This window comes from Hymenobacter properus (assembly GCF_015694735.1).
GTDB lineage: Bacteria > Bacteroidota > Bacteroidia > Cytophagales > Hymenobacteraceae > Hymenobacter > Hymenobacter properus.
In genome coordinates this window covers 551,289-566,572 of record NZ_JADQDP010000001.1, presented here as the reverse complement: position 1 = coordinate 566,572, position 15,284 = coordinate 551,289, and the positions used below count along the sequence as shown (strand labels likewise).

Sequence of the window (15,284 nt, the reverse complement as noted above, 5' to 3'; positions counted from 1 at the left end):
GGCAAGAAAGGCCGCGGGTAAACCCAGGGCGCTGAATTTCGTTTGGGCAACATTACCCCAATGTTGCGCTTATGAAATTTCTTGCCTCGCTGGCCCTTGCGGGCTCCTTGCTCACCGCCGCGGCACCTGCGGCCGTGGCTCAAACCAAAGCCACTTCGCCCTACCACACCCGCTTCGCCGTCGATGGCCCCATCGTGCTGGGCCTGGGGGCTGCAAGTGCGTTTGGCCTCTACCGCGTGCAGCAGAAAAGCGGGCTCAGCGATGCCGAAGCTGCCGCCCTGCGCAAGGAAGACGTGCCTGCCTTCGACCGCTTCTCGGCCGGCTGGTACAGCGACAACTGGCAAACAGCCAGCGACCTGCTGTGCTACCCTACACTGGTTATCGCGCCCGGCCTGCTGGCTCTGAATGACGACGTGCGCGGCCGCTACGGTCAGATTTTAGGCCTCTACGTGCAAACCATGCTGGCTTCCGATGCCCTGTTTACCACGTCGGTGGGCAACATCTACCGCTACCGGCCCTACCTCTACGGCACCGAGGGCGGCGGCGGCCGCACGGGTAAAATAGCTACCAACTCATTCTTTGCCGGCCACACCGCCCACACGGCTACCGCCACCTTCTTCGCCGCTAAGGTGCTGCACGACTTCAACCCCGGCTACGAAGGCGAAGGCCTGGTGTGGGGCGCGGCCGCAGTGGTGCCCGCTGCCGTGGCCTACAGCCGCATCAAGGCCGGCAAGCACTTTCTTTCCGACAACATTGTGGGCTACGCGGTGGGGGCCACCATGGGCATTGTGGTGCCGCAGCTGCACAAGGAAGCCGGCCGCGCCGGGGTGTCGCTCGTGCCCATGCAGGGCCTGAACGTGAACGGCTACGCCTACAGCGGCTTCGTACTGTCGAAGCAACTGTAGACGGCACAAGCCGGGCAGCTCTTATTTCACGGCGCCCGTGCTCACCTCGCCCGTCGTTTTATTCACCTCGAAGCGGGCGCTGTTGGGCATGCGCTTGGCCCAGTCGCGGCGGGGCACCAGCACCTGCCAGGTAGGCCCGTTGTCGTTCACGCGGGCCGAATCGACCACGTAGAGCGCTGCGTTGGGCAGAGTTTTGACGTAATCGGCCGTGAGGGTGCGGGCCTGGGCCTCGGTTTTGGGAGCATCCGGCTGGGCTGTTTCAGCCGATGCTTGCGCGGGAGTTTGCGTGGCCGTGTTGGCTGGCGGGCTTTGCTGGCAGCCGGCCAGTACGAGCGCCGCGCCGAGGGACAGATAGGAGAGGAGAGTAGGCATGGGGCAAAGCTAATGCTGCTGCTGCGGGAAATTTTGCAAGGGGCAGCGTTGCTGAAACGGTTTAGGGCGTAAATTGACCCGGATTTAACCACCCGGTTTCACTCATTCCCAACCCTTTCACCACCCCATTCCCTCTTCCACCTATGAGGCCTTTTTACGCACGCCCCTGGCTGCTTTTGCTCACCCTGCTCGGGTTTACACGGCTGGCCCAGGCCCAGATTGAGCCCGCCGCGCAGTACACCACCCTCACGCCGGCCCAGCTCATGGCCTGGACCAGCACCGGCCCCACCGCCCTGCCGGCCAACGTGAGCACCGTGCCCCTGGCCACCCGCCAAAACTCCCTGGCCCCGCAGCTCAACCCCAACCAGAGCTTCAACTCCAAGGTGAACTGGTGCCCCGACGGCATGAACAACTTCGTGGGCTACCTCAACGAGCAGCCCCAGTTCAACCTCTACAACTTCACACACTGGCAGTACATCGACGTGTTTACGTGGTTTGCCAGCCCCATCGGCATTCCGTGCCGCCCTTGGGTGGAGGCGGCCCATCGCAACGGCGTGAAGATGATTGGTACCGTGTTTACCGACCGGGCCGGCTTCCAGACCCTGCTGCAGAAAGACGCCAGCGGCAACTACATCGGGGCCCAAAAGCTCATCGCCGTGGCCAACTACTACGGCTTCGATGGCTGGTTTTTCAATGCCGAGTCGGCCATGACCTTTGCCGAGGTGACGGAGCTGCGCAACCTGCTGAAGCAGCTGCAGGTGCTGAAGCCGGCCGGTATGGAAATTCACTGGTACGACGCGCTGATTTCCAGCGGCACCGTGACCTACCAGAACACGTTCAACGCCACCAATTCGCCCTTCGTGCAGGACGGCACCGACCGGGTGAGCGATGCCATCTTCACCAACTATTTCTGGATTTACGGCAGCACGTTCACCACGGCGGTGGCCCGCGCCAACGCCGTGGGCCGCAGCCCCTACGACGTGTACACCGGCGCCGACATCTGGCCCGGCCGCAACCCGCAGCAGCTGTTTCCCTTCTACACCTACCAGGGCACGCCCAACAGCGGCTGGATGGACAACTACTACAGCGGCGGCAACCTGACCGCGCCGCTGACGTCGCTGGCCGTGTTTGCCCCCAACATCACCTACAACGGCGGTCTGAGCAGCTTCAACAGCAACCCGGCCGACTACGCCCGCTTCTACAACGGCGAAGTGAAGCTGTTTTCGGGCGACGACCTCGACATTACCACCGCCGACGCCACCGGCGCCTGGAAAGGCTTCGGCTACTACCAGCCGGTGCGCTGCGCCATCACGGCGCTGCCATTCGAAACCAACTTCTGCGTGGGCCAGGGCAAGATTTTCGCCAACAACGGCGTGGTGGCTGTGAAGGGCTGGACCGATATGGCCAAGCAGGCCATCATGCCCTCGTGGCAATGGGCGCGAAGCGGCGCCAGCAACGTGGCCGCCCGCTTCGATTTCAGCCGGGCCTGGTACGGCGGCACCAGCGTGCAGCTGAGCGGCAGCCTGGCCGCCGGCGCCAGCACCACCGTCAAGCTCTACCAAACCAAGCTGCCCATCACGGCCACCACCAACCTCGACCTCGTGTACAAAGGCCGCGCCGCTGGTGCCAGCAGCACGCGCCTCGCCCTGTACTTCAGCGACAACCTGACCACGCCCGAGTACCTCGACGTGCCCGCCCTGGCCGACACGCTGTGGGCCAGCAGCACGCTGTCGCTGGCAGCCTACGCCAACCGCGAGTTGGCCATCATTGGCGTGCAGGCCAATTCGACCGCCGCCCTGGCAGCCTACCGCTTCAACATGGGCAAGCTGAAAATTTACAACGGTACGGCACCCGCGGCAGCGCCGGTGGCCAACTTCGCCGCCACCGCCACCACGGTGCTCACCGGCCAAACGGTGACCTTTGCCAACTCCTCGACCAACGCCAGCAGCTACACCTGGAGCCTGCCCGGCGCCACGGTCACGAGCAGCACCGCCGTGCACGCCACCGCCACCTACGCCACCGCCGGAACCTACTCCGTGACGCTGACGGCCAGCAACGGCACCGCCCAGAACGTGCTTACCCGCACCGCTTACATCACCGTACTCACGGCCCCGCCCGCCGGCGCCAACACCTCGCTCAACTTCGACGGCGTGAGCAAGTACGTCGATGCCGGCGTCATCAACCTCAGCGGCGCCGCCCTCAGCCTGGAGTGCTGGGTGAAGCCCACCACGTTCAAGGCCACCTCGCCTTTCATTTCGAGCCTGCTGGGCATGGAAGACGGCGGCGCCAACACGGCCATGCTGCGCCTCGGCGATGCCGGCATCGACCCCAGCCAGGTGCAGTTTGTGGTGCAGATTGGCAGCACCACGCGCAAGCTCACCTCGGTGGCCCGCCTCACGGCCGGGCAGTGGACGCACCTGGCCGGCACCTACGACGGCAGCACCATGCGCCTGTATGTGAACGGTGTGCTCGATAATTCGCTGGCCGCTACCGGCAACGTGGTGGCTAACGCGGCCTTCTCGCTGGCCCGCAACTACGCCGCCCCGCGCGGCCTCGACGGCCGCCTCGACGAGGCCCGCGCCTGGACCCGCGCCCTCACCGCCGCCGAAGTGCAGGCCAATGCCTGCGGCGTAACGCTGCCCGCCGCCGGCCTGGCCGGCTACTGGCGCCTGAACGACTCGCCCAACCTGACCACCGCCGACGCCTCGGGCAACAACCACACCGGCAACCTCACCAACATGGGCCCCAGCGACTGGTCCACGGACGTGCCCAGCCAGTGCCCTACCATCACCGGCCTGCTGCCCCGCCGGGCGGCCGACGGCCTGCAGGTGCAGGTGCTCGGCAACCCCGTGCCCGGCAGCCAGGCCGAAATTGAAATCAGCGGCGCCCAGGGCCAGCCCGTGGTGCTGAGCTTGCGCAATGTGCTGGGTGCCGTGGTCTGGCAGCAGGAGCTGGCCCCCACCACGAACCGGACCAGCATTGCGGTGCCGCGTGCGGCGGGCCTCTACGTGCTGCGCGCGCGCACGGCCACGCAGGAGGCTTCGGTGAAACTGATGCGGCAATAAACCGCCGTTTTGCTAATAACCAAAAGGGCCTCCGGTGTCGGAGGCCCTTTTTTTATGCGTTTGCCGGTGCGAGCAATGCGGCGCTTTCTACCAGCGAAGCGCCCCGGGCCCGCAAATCGGCCTGCGCGGTGGCCCAGCCCTCGGCCGAGATGGCCCGGGTGGCATCGGTGACCACGGTGGTGCCGAAGCCGGCCGCCAGCGCGTCCAGCGCCGAGTAGTACACGCAGTAGTCAGCCGCCAGGCCGGCCACAAACACCTCAGTCACGCCCCGGCCGCGCAGGTAGTCGGCCAGGCCGGTGCTTTTGCGGTGGCCGTTGTCGAAGAAGGCACTGTAGCTGTCGATGTCTACGGAAGTGCCTTTGCGAAAAATGGCCTCGATGCGCTCGTCCGCAGGGCGGGGGCCAGCTCGGCGCCGGGGCCGGCTTGGGTGCAGTGGTCGGGCCACAACACCTGGGGCAGGCCGTGCAGGTCAATCTGCTCGAACACCTGGCGGCCAGCGTGGCTGCTGGCAAAGCTCTCGTGGCCCGTGGGGTGCCAGTCCTGCGTGGCCACCACTAATTCGAACTGCAGCTGCAACTCATTGACCAGCGGAATGATGGCGTCGCCCTCGGGCACAGCCAGCCGGCCACCGGGCAAGAAGTCGTTTTGAATGTCGATGAGCAGCAGGGCTTTCATAGAGTCGGAAATTCAGATTATGTGATAGGTAAACCAAGCATTTCGCCCGGTGTTACGTCCATACGTGCGTAATCTCACTTTTACTTGTTCCGACATGCCCGACCTTCAGCAGCACATCGTACTCGTTACCGGCGCCACGTCCGGTATTGGCCAAGTCACGGCCACCGCGCTGGCCCGCATGGGTGCCCACGTCGTTATTCTAGCCCGCAACGAGGCCAAGGCCCGTGCCACTCAGCAGGAAATCCGGGCCGCGGCGGGCCACGACCGGGTAGACGTGCTGCTGGCCGACCTCGCCGACCAGGGCCAGGTGCGCCGCGCCGCCGCCGAGTTCAACGCCCGCTACCCGCGCCTCGACGTGCTGGTGAACAACGCCGGGCTCATCTTCGGCGCCGAGCGCCAGCTCTCGCCCGACGGCCACGAGCTGGGCCTGGCCACCAATCACCTAGGGCCCTTCCTGCTCACGGCCCTGCTCTTCGACAAGCTGCGCGCCAGCCCGGCGGCCCGTGTGGTCAACCTGGCCTCGATGGCCTACCGCGTGGCCAAGCCCGATTTGACGGATATTCAGTCGGAGAAAAGCTATGGAGCCATGCGCGTCTACGGCAACACCAAGCTTTACAACATTATGTTCACGCAGGAGCTGGCCCGCCGGCTGCGCGCCCACGGCATAGCCAACGTGACAACCAATGCCGTGCACCCCGGCGTGGTGGCCACCCGCTTTGGCGACAGCGCCGGCGGCTGGCTGGGCAAGCTCACAGCTCTGGCTCGCCCGTTCATGATTTCCGTAGAAAAGGGCGCTGAAACCAGCATTTTCCTGGCTTCGGCACCCGAGGCGGCCTCGGTGAGCGGCGGCTTTTTCGACAAGAAAAAGGCCGTGCCCGTGAAATCTTCCTTCAACACCCCCGAGCATGCCCGGCAGCTCTGGCAGCTCAGCGAGCAGCTCACCGGTGTGTCGTTTCTCGACTAAGCGACGCTACTTGGCGGCGGCCGGGTCGGCTGCGTCCAGCACGCTGGCCCAGCCGGCTTCGGTGTAGGGCTTCTGGGCCGAAACGGCGGTTTTGAGGGCCGCTGCCAGGGGTGGGGCCGCCGCCTGCAGCGATTTGGTGCTGAGCTTGACGGGCGTCAGCGGCCCGTCGGGGGCTTTGAGGAAGTACTCCGGCGCGTCCTCGATTTCATCTACCGGGGCCCCGTCGCTGTACATGCCCTGAAAGCTGGGCTTTTTAATGGTTTTGACAAAGTGCTTCAGCAGCGTGTAGCGCCCGGCGTGCAGCACTTCCACGTAGTCGAGGTGCTGGCTGCCCACCGTGGCCTCCGTGAAGCGCCGAAACAGCCGCTGCCGGGCCGGGCCGGTATTGGAAGCGGGCTCGCTGAGGACGAAAGCCGCCACTTGGTGGTCGTCAAGCTCGATGGAGTCGTTGGCCGGCGCCGGGCGGTACATGAGGAGGCGGTGCTCCAGCACGTCGTACTTCATCAGAAAAGGCTTTATCGGCAGCTTGTTGTTGAGCGTGACCTCGGCCGCCAGCCAGCGGTTGTCGGCGTAGGGCGAGCCCAGGGTGCCCGGCTTGGTGCTGCGCGTGAGCAGGTGCTGGGCGCCGTTGGTAAGGTCGGTCAGGCTGCCGAACTCGTTCGAGCCCACCTTGCTGTAGTCGCGTTGCACGGCCGGGTTGTTCACGATTTGCGCTTGCACGTGCAGGCCTGTTAAGGCCAGTCCTGCCGCAAGCAGTAGTTCAAGCTTCATAAAATTTGAACGGATAGGGGCGCGTTGGTAACGGTTTGCGGCAGTAGGCCTAAAGAAACGAACCGGCGGCTCTACTTCACGGTAGCCGGGTCGGCCGCATCAAGCACGGCAGCCCAGTCGGCGTCGGTTTTGGGCTTTTTGGCATCGGCGCTGGCCTTCAAGGCCGCTGCCAGGGCCAGGGCCGCGCCCTGCAAGGGCTTCAGCGCCAGCTTCAGGGGCACGAGTTGGGCCTCGGGCGTGAGCAGGTAGTACACCGTTTTATCCTCGATTTCGTCGTAGTGGCTGTCGGTGTTGTAAGCGCCTTGGTAGTTAGCTTTTTTGAGCGTTTTGAGGTAATGCTTCAGCAGGGTGTAGCGGCCCTGGTGCAGCACTTCCACGTAATCCTGCTTGTGGTTGGCGGTGGGGGCTTCGGCAAAGCGCCGGAATACGCGCTGGCGGGCGGGGCCGAGCGCCGTGGCGGGCTCATTGAGCACAAAACGCACCACGCGGGTGTCGTCGAGCTGCAGCGAGTCGGTGGGCCGGGCGGGCGCCCGCATCAGCAGGCGGTGCTCCAGCACGTCGTATTTCAGCGGCACCGGCGCCAGGGGCAGGTTGTTGGTAAGGGTAATCTGGGCCGGGAGCCAGCGGGCGTCGGCGTAGGGCGAACCCTTGAAGCCGTCGGCCGTGCCGCGGGGCACCACGGCAGGGGCCCCGGCCGCCAGGGCATTCAGGTTGGTTTGGGCGGCGGCGTCTTGCTGCGCGTGGGCAAGGCCGGTGGTAAAAAGCAGGCCCAGCAGGGCAAAGTGGCGGAAGTTCATAAGCAATGATAACGGGCGGCGCGAATGCCGGTCCCAATTTATTCTTTTTTTCGGAGTAGCGCCCTTTCTCCGGCCCAACGGCCTGCAGGAGTGGGGCTCAGGGAGTATTGCCCGGCTCGGGAACAGCACTTTGCATCGCCCGCCACTCGTCTTCCAGAATGCCCATTTCCACCAGGCTCCAGTAGTCGTCGCCGTGGCGCACCACGTCGCGCAGCACGCCCTCCTGCCGGAAGCCGCACTTGAGGTAGCATTTGATGGCGGCGTGGTTGAAATCGTACACGCCCAGGCTGATGCGGTGCAGCTGCAAGTCCTCAAACCCAATGCGTAGCAGGGCCCGCACCATGCCCTGGCAGATGCCGCGGCGGCGCTCCGTGCTTTTGCCTACCAGCACGCGGGTGATGCGGCCGGCGCGGTCGCGCTGGCTGATGCCGCCCAGCGAAATGTGGCCCACGGTGAGGCCTGTTTTTGTTTCTACGGCTTTGTAAATGAACACGTCGGGGTCGTGCACGTTGTTGGCGCCCTCGATGTACCAGCTCAGCCCGGCTTCCGAGAGAGGGAAGGAAAACATGGAGCCGCTCCATTCCTTCATCAAACGCTCGTCGTCGACCCATTCCATGAGCTGGGTGAAATCGTCGGAGGTGAAGGGTTGCAGTTCAATCATGGCAATCTAAAATAAGCAGAAGAATAAGGCCGCAAGGTAGGCGCCGCGGCGGGCCCGGCTGCCAACAATCTGGCCCGGGGGCGCGTTAGCGGCCTGTTTTTCCTTCCTATCCGTTCCATGAACTTAGCTCAGAACACTATTTTGCTTACCGGTGGCGCCTCGGGCATCGGCCTGGCCCTGGCCGTGCGCTTCCTGCAAGCCGGCAGCACCGTCATCATTGTAGGCCGCCGGGCCGATAAACTGGCCGAGGCCCAGCAGCTGCACCCCGCCCTCATCACCCGGGTGGCCGACGTGGCCGACGCCGCCGAACGCACGGAACTGGCCCGCTGGGCCACCGCCACCTACCCCAACCTGAACGTGCTGGTCAACAACGCCGGCATCCAGAATCGCGTGCAGCTCACCGACGAAAATGCCGACTGGGACACGCGCCGCCAGGAAATCGTCATCAACGTGGAGGCGCCCATACACCTGGCCACACTGCTCATTCCGCACCTGCGGCAGCAGGCCCGGGCGGCCATCATCAATGTCACGTCGGGCTTGTCGTTTTCGCCGGCGGCCTTTGTGCCCATCTATAGCGCCACCAAGGCGGCGCTGCATTCCTTCACGCTCTCGTTGCGCCACCAGCTCAAGCCCACCGGCATTGCGGTGCTCGAAATTGTGCCGCCGGCCGTGAACACCGACCTCGGCGGGCCCGGGCTGCACACCTTTGGCGTAGATGTGAATGAGTTTGCCGATTCGGTGATGGCCCGCCTGGCTGCGGGCGAAGAAGAAGTGGGCTACGGCACCTCGGAGCAAGCCCGTCTGGCCTCGCGGGCGGAGCTGGATGAACGGTTTCGGATGATGAATAACCGGTAAAATGGTTAATTCGAACTATAAATAAAGAACGTCATGCTGAGCGCAGTCGAAGCATCTCGCGTGCTGAAGTAATTATTTACTCTTGCCCGCGAGATGCTTCGACTGCGCTCAGCATGACGTTTTAATTGTCAGCGAGCGTGACTAATGTCCTACGCGTTAGTCGTCGTGGTCAGGGTCACCTCAATGTTGCCGCGGGTGGCGCGCGAGTAGGGGCACACTTGGTGGGCCTTGGCTACCAGTTCTTCGGCTTGCTTTTGGTCCATGTTGGGAATGTTCACAATCAGGTCGACGGCCAGGCCGAAATTCTCGCCGTCTTTGCCGAAGCTCACGTCGGCTTCCACCGTGCTGCCGGTGATGGGGGTTTTGGCCATGCGGGCCACCAGGTTCAGGGCGCCGTCGAAGCAGGCCGAATAGCCGGCGGCAAACAGCTGCTCGGGGTTGGTGGTGTTGGGTTTGCCGGGGCCGCCCATCTCCTTAGGGGTGCTCAGGGGCAGGTCAATCACGTTGTCGGACGAGATGGCGCGGCCGTCGCGGCCCCCAGTGGTTTTGGCTTTGGCGGTATACAGGCGTTGGATGCTCATGGTTGGGTTTGGTAAAAAAGAGGTTTTGGAGTAAAAATGCCGGAACGGCGTCAGGATAACATGGTCATAATCTGGCGCAACTGCGTGCGTAGCGCCACCATTTCGGACTCGCTCAGCTGCATTTTCTCGGCCAGCTGCACCGGAATAGTGGCGGCCTGGGCTTGCAGCGCGCGGCCGGCGGGCGTCAGCGCCACCAGCACCGAACGCTCGTCGCGGGCGTCGCGGCGGCGGCTCAGCCACTGGCGTTGCTCCATGCGCTTGAGCAAGGGCGTGAGCGTGCCCGAATCGAGCAGCAGGTTCTCGCCCAGCTGCTTCACCGTCAGTTCCTCATGCTCCCACAGCAGCAGCAGCACGAGGTATTGCGGGTAGGTCACGTCGAGGCTTTCGAGCAGCGGCTGGTAGGCTTTGGTAATGAGCCGCGACAGCGCATACACCGAAAAGCACAGCTGGTTGTCCAGCTTGAGCATGGGATTAAAGGCCGAGTCGGGGAGCTTTTTCATGGCTTTCGAGACAACAAGACAAAATTAGTTGTTTAAGTTTTAATTGCGCACAATTTAATAATTGTAACAATGAGTTCTTGTTGATTATCAGAGCAAAAAAATAACGTCATGCAGAGCGCAGCGAAGCATCTCGCGTGCAGTAGTAACTCAATCGTATGAATTGCTACCCCACGCGAGATGCTTCGCTGCGCTCTGCATGACGTTCTACATTGCCCCAGCGCCTCACGCGTCCAGCTTCAGCGCCTCGCGGCTGCGCTCACGCACCGCGGCCGTCAGGGCAGGGTCGTTGGCCAGTGGCTGGCCGAAGGAGGGCACCAGCTGCTTGAAGCGGGCCTGCCACTCGGGCGACTTTGCCCTTTCAGGGAAGCACTTCTGCACCAAATCGAGCATGATGGCCACGGCGGTGCTGGCGCCCGGCGAGGCGCCCAGCAGCGCCGCAATGGAGCCGTCGGCCGAGGTCACCATCTCGGTACCGAATTCGAGCACGCCGCCCTGCTTTTTATCCTTTTTGATGACCTGCACGCGCTGGCCGGCCACTTCCAGCTGCCAGTCGGCGGGATTGGCGCCGGGGTAGTACTCGCGCAGGGCGGCTGTGCGCTCCTCCGGTGACTGCAGCACCTGGCCGATGAGGTACTTGGTGAGGCCCAAGTTGCGGGCGCCGGCGTAGAGCAGCGGCCGGATGTTGCCCAGCTCGATGGAGCGGAACAAATCGGTGTAGGAGCCCCGCTTCAAAAACTTGGTGCTGAAGCCCGCGTAGGGCCCAAACAGCAGCTCTTTCTGCCCGTTTATCTGGCGTGAGTCGAGGTGGGGCATCGACATGGGCGGCGAACCCACGGCCGGCTTGCCGTACACCTTGGCCTCGTGCCGGGCTATCACGGCGGGGTTGCGGCACTTCAGCCACTGCCCGCTCACGGGGAAGCCGCCGAAGCCGTTGGCCTCCGGGATACCCGACTTTTCGAGCAGCGGCAACGAGCCCCCGCCGGCCCCGATGAACACGAAGCGCGCCCGCACCTTGCGGCTCTCGCCGGTGGCGAGGTTGCGCACCTTCACCCGCCAGATGCCGTCGGGCTTGTGCCGGAAGTCTTCCACTTCGTGGTTCAGGTTAAAGTCGACACCGGGCAGGCTTTTCACGTGGTTCGACAAAGCCCGGGTGAGGGCGCCAAAGTTAACGTCGGTACCGATGGGCATGCGCGTGGCGGCTACTGGCGTGGCACGGTCGCGACCCTCCATCACCAAAGGAATCCACTGGGCAATTTGCTCGGGGTCTTCGCTGAATTCCATGCCATGGAACAGGGGCGAGTGCAGCAGCGCGGCGTGGCGCTTGCGCAGGTATTCCACGTTGGCCGCGCCCCACACAAAGCTCATGTGCGGGATGGTGCGGATGAAGGACTCGGGGTCGGGCAGCACGCCTTCCAGCGCCAGCGAAGCCCAGAATTGCTTACTCACTTCAAACTGCTCGGCAATTTTATCGGCCTTGCTGATGTCGATGGAGCCATCGGGCCGCTCGGGCGTGTAGTTGAGCTCGCAAAAGGCCGAGTGGCCGGTGCCGGCGTTGTTCCAGGCGTCGGAGCTTTCGGCGGCCACGGCATCGAGGCGCTCGTAGCCGGCAATGGTGAGGGTGGGGTCGAGGGCTTTGAGCAGCACGCAAAGGGTGGCGCTCATGATGCCCGCGCCAATTACGATGACGTCGGTGACGGGCTTGTCGGGGTTGGGGGTACTTGGAGTCATAGCGAAACGAAAGGGGAGGACCCTCCGCCATACGGCAGAAGGCGGCGCCGGGCTGCCCCCGGGCAAAAAAACGGTGTTCCTACCTTGCGCCCCCAATTGCAAGCCCCAGCTTACACATCCCACCCATGCCCGACCTCGACCTGCCGCTCCTTATCCTGCCTACCCGCGCCGATGCTGCCGATGCTACCACCCCGCGCCTGCTCATCATTTACACCGGCGGCACGGTGGGCATGGCCCTGAACCGCAGTGGCGGCCTGGTGCCCATGAAATTCGGCCGCCTCGACCGCAAGATGCCCGAACTCACCCGCCTGCCATTCCGGCTGGAGCTGCTCAGCTTGCCCGCGCCCATCGACAGCAGCAACGTGACGCCCCAGGACTGGCTGTACCTGGCCCAACTCATCGGCCACCACTACGCCGATTTCGACGGCTTTGTGGTGCTGCACGGTACCGACACCATGGCCTATTCGGCGGCGGCGCTGAGCTATATTCTGGAAAATCTGGGCAAGCCGGTCGTGTTTACAGGGGCGCAGGTACCCGTGGGCGCCAACCGTTCCGATGCCCAGCGCAACCTCATCACGGCGCTCGAAATTGCCGCCGCGCGCCACGCCCGGGCCGGCACCGTGCGCGTGCCCGAGGTGTGCGTGTTTTTCAACGACATCCTCATCCGCGGCACCCGGGCCAAGAAGGTCGAAAGCCAGCAGTTTGCCGCCTTCAAGAGCGAGAATTACCCGCCGCTGGCCCGCGCCGGCATCGGCCTGGAGTTCGACGACAAAAGCATCCGCCTGCTGCCCGCTTCCCGCCTCAAGGTGCACGAGGCCCTCGAAACCGGCGTGGCCGTGCTGCCGCTGTTTCCGGGCATCACCGAGGCGGTGGTGTCGGCGGTGCTGGGAGTGCCGGGCCTGCGCGGCTGCGTGCTCGAAACCTACGGCTCGGGCAATGCGCCTACAGCCGAGTGGTTCCTTAGTTGCCTGGCCGAGGCCCGGCAACGTGGCGTGTGGCTCCTGAACGTGAGCCAGTGCGAAGAAGGCCGCGTGGTGCAGGGCAAGTACGAAACCAGCGCCCGCTTCACAGAACTGGGCATTGTGGGCGGCGAAGACATCACCACCGAAGCCGCCGTCACCAAGCTCATGTTCGTGCTGGGCCTCGGGCTGGGCGAGGAGCGCACCCGGGAGCTGCTCATGCAGGATTTGCGCGGCGAAATCACGCTGTGATTGTAGTTGTCAGATGTTGGTTGTCAGTTGTTAGGTAAATGGATGCGCACAAAACTGACAACAGGCAACCAACAACTGACAACTAGCTTCTATCTTTGCCCCATCAACCACAACCTAGAGAGGTGTCCGAGTGGTCGAAGGAGCACGCCTGGAAAGTGTGTATGGGCCTCAAGCTCATCGTGGGTTCGAATCCCATCCTCTCTGCTGAATAAAAGAAAAAGCCTTGAAAAACGCTGTAAGAAGCATTTTCAAGGCTTTTTGCTTTTGCATCCTTACCGTGCCCTTAGCGCTACAAGTTCCGTACAGTTAACCGGAAGCCCGAAGCTAGTGGGCCAATGTGACAGGCTTCTTCGGCGGATGCATGGCCCCGTAGCTGGCCCACATGCCTAGCACAAACAGCCCCAGTCCCGCAAAGGCAGGCGCTAGGTGAACAAAGTCGGTGTAGCCGATGAGTGGGTGCACGCCGATGGCCGTGGCAAAGCCCACGGTGCCCGTCAGGGCCAGCACCTGCCAGAGGCTCCGACTTGGCGACCCGCACCACACGCACAAAAACAAGGCGAGCCCGCAGCTGGTGAGGGCGCCACCAAAACCAGCCCGGTTGTGGGCGATGAGCGGTACCAGGTGCGGGCTGAGCGTCATTAGTTGCTTCACTGTCAGGTTTAGGTAGTGCAAGTCCTGGGGCACGAACACCCGCGTCATGCTCATCAGAATGATGGTGGTGCCGGCCAGAAACATGCCCACACCCACGGCCATCAGGCTGGCCCGGCCCAGCCCGGCCCGCGTGGCCCAGCGCCCGGCAAACGCCGGCCGCAGCAACTGCCGCAGGTGCCGCGGGCCACGCAACTGCCCATACGTCCGCACCAGGCCCAGCCCAAACACGGGCAGCAACATGGCCGTGGCCGTGCCGTGCCACGAATCGAAGTACCCATAGCCTAAGTAGGCCAGGAAGCTGCTAAACCCTAATATTCCGCTGAGCACCAGCACCCACCAGGCCCAAGCCTGACCTTGCCGCAAGGGAAACTCAGCCAGCCAGCAGTAGAGCAGCCCCGTGGCCGCCACGGCCCCACCAAAAGCAGCCCGGTCGTGAAACATAAAGTGCAGAATGCGGCCGTCGGCGGCGCCGCAGACTTGGGCGGCCACCACACCCAGGTAGGCCACATCGTGCGGCAGCAGCTGCTGGGTGGCTGCCAGAAACAAGGCGAAGCCGCCGCTCAGCATCAGGCAGATGCCCACCAGGGTGAGCAGGCGTCGCCCGTCGCCGAGCAGCGCCGGTAAGAATTCCTGCTGTTCGGCCAGGTCGGCCTGCGCGCGTGTTTCCATGGCAAAAAATGTTAAAAGCCCAGCGTTGTAGGCTCCACGCCTTGCTGCGCGAAGTAGGGGTCGAGGCGCTTGGCCAGCTGCGGCCAGTGGTGGTGCGGGATGGCCGGGTAGAGGTGGTGCTCCAGGTGGTACAAATGCTCGGCCGCCACCAACGACGCCACCCGGCCCCGAAACAGGCGCGTTTGCCACAGCACGTTTTGCTCGCGCGGCCGGTGCGGGATGTAGGAGGTGATGAGGGGCAGCAGCCAGCTGCCCAGCAACATTAGGCCCCCGTAGATGAGCAGCACCGGGTGGCCCAGCGCGGCCAGTACACCGGCCAGGGCCACTATTAGCACGCAAGCCAGCCCTTCCAGGCGCACCCAGCGCTTGTCGTCCAGCGCGTGGCGCAAGGCCCAGAAATACAGCTTGAAATTGTAGATAACCCCTTCGCACAACGCGCCGAACAACGACATGCCGGCCGCGGCGCCCTCAATGTCGTCGGGGGCGGGGTAGCGGGCGTGGTGGTGCAGGTGGGCCAGGCGGTAGGCGTGGCCGCTGCGCAATGCCAGCAGCTCGATGATGCTCAGGAAGAAGTCGTTCATGCCCCGGCGCAAGCCCAGGTTGGCGTGCACCAAATCGTGGGAGGTGGAGCCATAAGTCACGAAGCTCAGGCCCATCAGCATGGCCACGGCCGGCACCCACCAGCCCAGTGCCGCAAAGCCGAAATAAGCCGCCGCGTAGCCAAAAGGCAGCGCCAGCGTCAGGACGCGCTGGCGGTTGGTGAGGGGCACCAGGTCCGCAAACTGCCGGGCCGGTGGCAGGCCAACCGTACTCGCCGTGGGGGGATGGTGGGGCATAGGCGTGGGGCGTTTGGGGTGAACAGCAGGCTGATAAGCAAAG

Annotated in this window: 16 protein-coding genes and 1 tRNA gene; 6 read left to right on the top strand and 11 right to left on the bottom strand. The window is 63.9% G+C overall.

The features are described 5' to 3' along the window. Positions 1 to 71: 71 nt before the first annotated feature. Positions 72 to 905, top strand: a complete 834-nt coding sequence (locus I2I01_RS02505) for a phosphatase PAP2 family protein (protein ID WP_196284834.1) — start codon at positions 72 to 74, stop codon at positions 903 to 905. Between the two features lie 21 nt (positions 906 to 926). On the opposite strand, the gene I2I01_RS02500 is transcribed toward I2I01_RS02505, so the two are convergent. After that, on the bottom strand, positions 927 to 1,277 hold the full coding sequence (locus tag I2I01_RS02500) for a hypothetical protein (RefSeq protein WP_196284833.1): 351 nt from the start codon (positions 1,275 to 1,277) through the stop codon (positions 927 to 929). Between the two features lie 143 nt (positions 1,278 to 1,420). On the opposite strand from I2I01_RS02500, the gene I2I01_RS02495 reads away from it, so the two are divergent. Then, positions 1,421 to 4,342, top strand: coding sequence for an endo-beta-N-acetylglucosaminidase (locus I2I01_RS02495; protein ID WP_196284832.1), 2,922 nt, complete (start codon positions 1,421 to 1,423; stop codon positions 4,340 to 4,342). Positions 4,343 to 4,394: 52 nt separating this feature from the next. Here I2I01_RS02495 and I2I01_RS23495 read toward each other — a convergent pair whose 3' ends face one another. Together I2I01_RS23495 and I2I01_RS23490 are read right to left on the bottom strand one after the other, a co-directional pair. Then, entirely contained in the window at positions 4,395 to 4,787 is a 393-nt protein-coding gene (locus tag I2I01_RS23495; RefSeq protein WP_317196846.1) for an isochorismatase family protein, read from the bottom strand. After that, positions 4,688 to 5,017, bottom strand: coding sequence for an isochorismatase family protein (locus tag I2I01_RS23490; RefSeq protein ID WP_317196845.1), 330 nt, complete (start codon positions 5,015 to 5,017; stop codon positions 4,688 to 4,690). The genes I2I01_RS23495 and I2I01_RS23490 overlap by 100 nt, the downstream gene beginning before the upstream one ends. 94 nt (positions 5,018 to 5,111) lie before the next feature. Between I2I01_RS23490 and I2I01_RS02485 the strand changes: the two genes are divergently transcribed. Then, on the top strand, positions 5,112 to 5,981 hold the full coding sequence (locus tag I2I01_RS02485) for an SDR family oxidoreductase (protein ID WP_196284831.1): 870 nt from the start codon (positions 5,112 to 5,114) through the stop codon (positions 5,979 to 5,981). Between the two features lie 6 nt (positions 5,982 to 5,987). Here I2I01_RS02485 and I2I01_RS02480 read toward each other — a convergent pair whose 3' ends face one another. The 3 genes from I2I01_RS02480 to I2I01_RS02470 all read right to left on the bottom strand — a co-directional run bounded on the left by I2I01_RS02480 (position 5,988) and on the right by I2I01_RS02470 (position 8,210). Continuing rightward, positions 5,988 to 6,752 (bottom strand): hypothetical protein, encoded by a 765-nt coding sequence (locus tag I2I01_RS02480; protein WP_196284830.1) that lies wholly within the window; start codon positions 6,750 to 6,752, stop codon positions 5,988 to 5,990. A gap of 71 nt (positions 6,753 to 6,823) precedes the next feature. Then, a complete protein-coding gene (locus I2I01_RS02475; RefSeq protein ID WP_196284829.1) occupies positions 6,824 to 7,549 on the bottom strand; it encodes a hypothetical protein in 726 nt (241 codons plus the stop codon). 97 nt (positions 7,550 to 7,646) lie between these two features. After that, complete coding sequence (locus tag I2I01_RS02470; protein ID WP_196284828.1) at positions 7,647 to 8,210, bottom strand: GNAT family N-acetyltransferase; 564 nt, start codon at positions 8,208 to 8,210, stop codon at positions 7,647 to 7,649. 117 nt (positions 8,211 to 8,327) lie between these two features. On the opposite strand from I2I01_RS02470, the gene I2I01_RS02465 reads away from it, so the two are divergent. Then, entirely contained in the window at positions 8,328 to 9,065 is a 738-nt protein-coding gene (locus tag I2I01_RS02465) for an SDR family oxidoreductase (RefSeq protein ID WP_196284827.1), read from the top strand. Positions 9,066 to 9,214: 149 nt separating this feature from the next. Here I2I01_RS02465 and I2I01_RS02460 read toward each other — a convergent pair whose 3' ends face one another. The 3 genes from I2I01_RS02460 to mqo form a co-directional block, all read right to left on the bottom strand. Beyond that, the gene (locus tag I2I01_RS02460) at positions 9,215 to 9,646 is read right to left on the bottom strand and encodes an organic hydroperoxide resistance protein (protein ID WP_196284826.1); all 432 of its coding nucleotides are present in this window, start codon (positions 9,644 to 9,646) and stop codon (positions 9,215 to 9,217) included. 50 nt (positions 9,647 to 9,696) lie between these two features. After that, positions 9,697 to 10,146 (bottom strand): MarR family winged helix-turn-helix transcriptional regulator, encoded by a 450-nt coding sequence (locus I2I01_RS02455; RefSeq protein WP_196284825.1) that lies wholly within the window; start codon positions 10,144 to 10,146, stop codon positions 9,697 to 9,699. A 222-nt stretch (positions 10,147 to 10,368) separates the two neighbouring features. Next, complete coding sequence (mqo, locus tag I2I01_RS02450; protein WP_196284824.1) at positions 10,369 to 11,874, bottom strand: malate dehydrogenase (quinone); 1,506 nt, start codon at positions 11,872 to 11,874, stop codon at positions 10,369 to 10,371. A 125-nt stretch (positions 11,875 to 11,999) separates the two neighbouring features. Between mqo and I2I01_RS02445 the strand changes: the two genes are divergently transcribed. Both I2I01_RS02445 and I2I01_RS02440 read left to right on the top strand, forming a co-directional pair. Beyond that, the gene (locus I2I01_RS02445; RefSeq protein ID WP_196284823.1) at positions 12,000 to 13,085 is read left to right on the top strand and encodes an asparaginase; all 1,086 of its coding nucleotides are present in this window, start codon (positions 12,000 to 12,002) and stop codon (positions 13,083 to 13,085) included. 116 nt (positions 13,086 to 13,201) lie between these two features. Then, positions 13,202 to 13,289: transfer RNA gene (locus I2I01_RS02440), tRNA-Ser, on the top strand. 120 nt (positions 13,290 to 13,409) lie between these two features. Here I2I01_RS02440 and I2I01_RS02435 read toward each other — a convergent pair. Next, positions 13,410 to 14,405 carry a hypothetical protein gene (locus I2I01_RS02435; protein WP_196284822.1) on the bottom strand — a complete coding sequence of 332 codons (996 nt, stop codon included), beginning with the start codon at positions 14,403 to 14,405 and terminating at the stop codon, positions 13,410 to 13,412. 11 nt (positions 14,406 to 14,416) lie between these two features. Beyond that, complete coding sequence (locus tag I2I01_RS02430) at positions 14,417 to 15,241, bottom strand: fatty acid desaturase family protein (RefSeq protein WP_196284821.1); 825 nt, start codon at positions 15,239 to 15,241, stop codon at positions 14,417 to 14,419. Positions 15,242 to 15,284 lie beyond the last annotated feature (43 nt).

Coding starts and splice junctions, on each gene's coding strand:
- I2I01_RS02505 (WP_196284834.1), top strand. CDS start 72: ATGAAATTTCTTGCCTCGCTGGCCCTTGCGGGCTCCTTGCTCACCGCC.
- I2I01_RS02500 (WP_196284833.1), bottom strand. CDS start 1,277: ATGCCTACTCTCCTCTCCTATCTGTCCCTCGGCGCGGCGCTCGTACTG.
- I2I01_RS02495 (WP_196284832.1), top strand. CDS start 1,421: ATGAGGCCTTTTTACGCACGCCCCTGGCTGCTTTTGCTCACCCTGCTC.
- I2I01_RS23490 (WP_317196845.1), bottom strand. CDS start 5,017: ATGAAAGCCCTGCTGCTCATCGACATTCAAAACGACTTCTTGCCCGGT.
- I2I01_RS02485 (WP_196284831.1), top strand. CDS start 5,112: ATGCCCGACCTTCAGCAGCACATCGTACTCGTTACCGGCGCCACGTCC.
- I2I01_RS02480 (WP_196284830.1), bottom strand. CDS start 6,752: ATGAAGCTTGAACTACTGCTTGCGGCAGGACTGGCCTTAACAGGCCTG.
- I2I01_RS02475 (WP_196284829.1), bottom strand. CDS start 7,549: ATGAACTTCCGCCACTTTGCCCTGCTGGGCCTGCTTTTTACCACCGGC.
- I2I01_RS02470 (WP_196284828.1), bottom strand. CDS start 8,210: ATGATTGAACTGCAACCCTTCACCTCCGACGATTTCACCCAGCTCATG.
- I2I01_RS02465 (WP_196284827.1), top strand. CDS start 8,328: ATGAACTTAGCTCAGAACACTATTTTGCTTACCGGTGGCGCCTCGGGC.
- I2I01_RS02460 (WP_196284826.1), bottom strand. CDS start 9,646: ATGAGCATCCAACGCCTGTATACCGCCAAAGCCAAAACCACTGGGGGC.
- I2I01_RS02455 (WP_196284825.1), bottom strand. CDS start 10,146: ATGAAAAAGCTCCCCGACTCGGCCTTTAATCCCATGCTCAAGCTGGAC.
- mqo (WP_196284824.1), bottom strand. CDS start 11,874: ATGACTCCAAGTACCCCCAACCCCGACAAGCCCGTCACCGACGTCATC.
- I2I01_RS02445 (WP_196284823.1), top strand. CDS start 12,000: ATGCCCGACCTCGACCTGCCGCTCCTTATCCTGCCTACCCGCGCCGAT.
- I2I01_RS02435 (WP_196284822.1), bottom strand. CDS start 14,405: ATGGAAACACGCGCGCAGGCCGACCTGGCCGAACAGCAGGAATTCTTA.
- I2I01_RS02430 (WP_196284821.1), bottom strand. CDS start 15,241: ATGCCCCACCATCCCCCCACGGCGAGTACGGTTGGCCTGCCACCGGCC.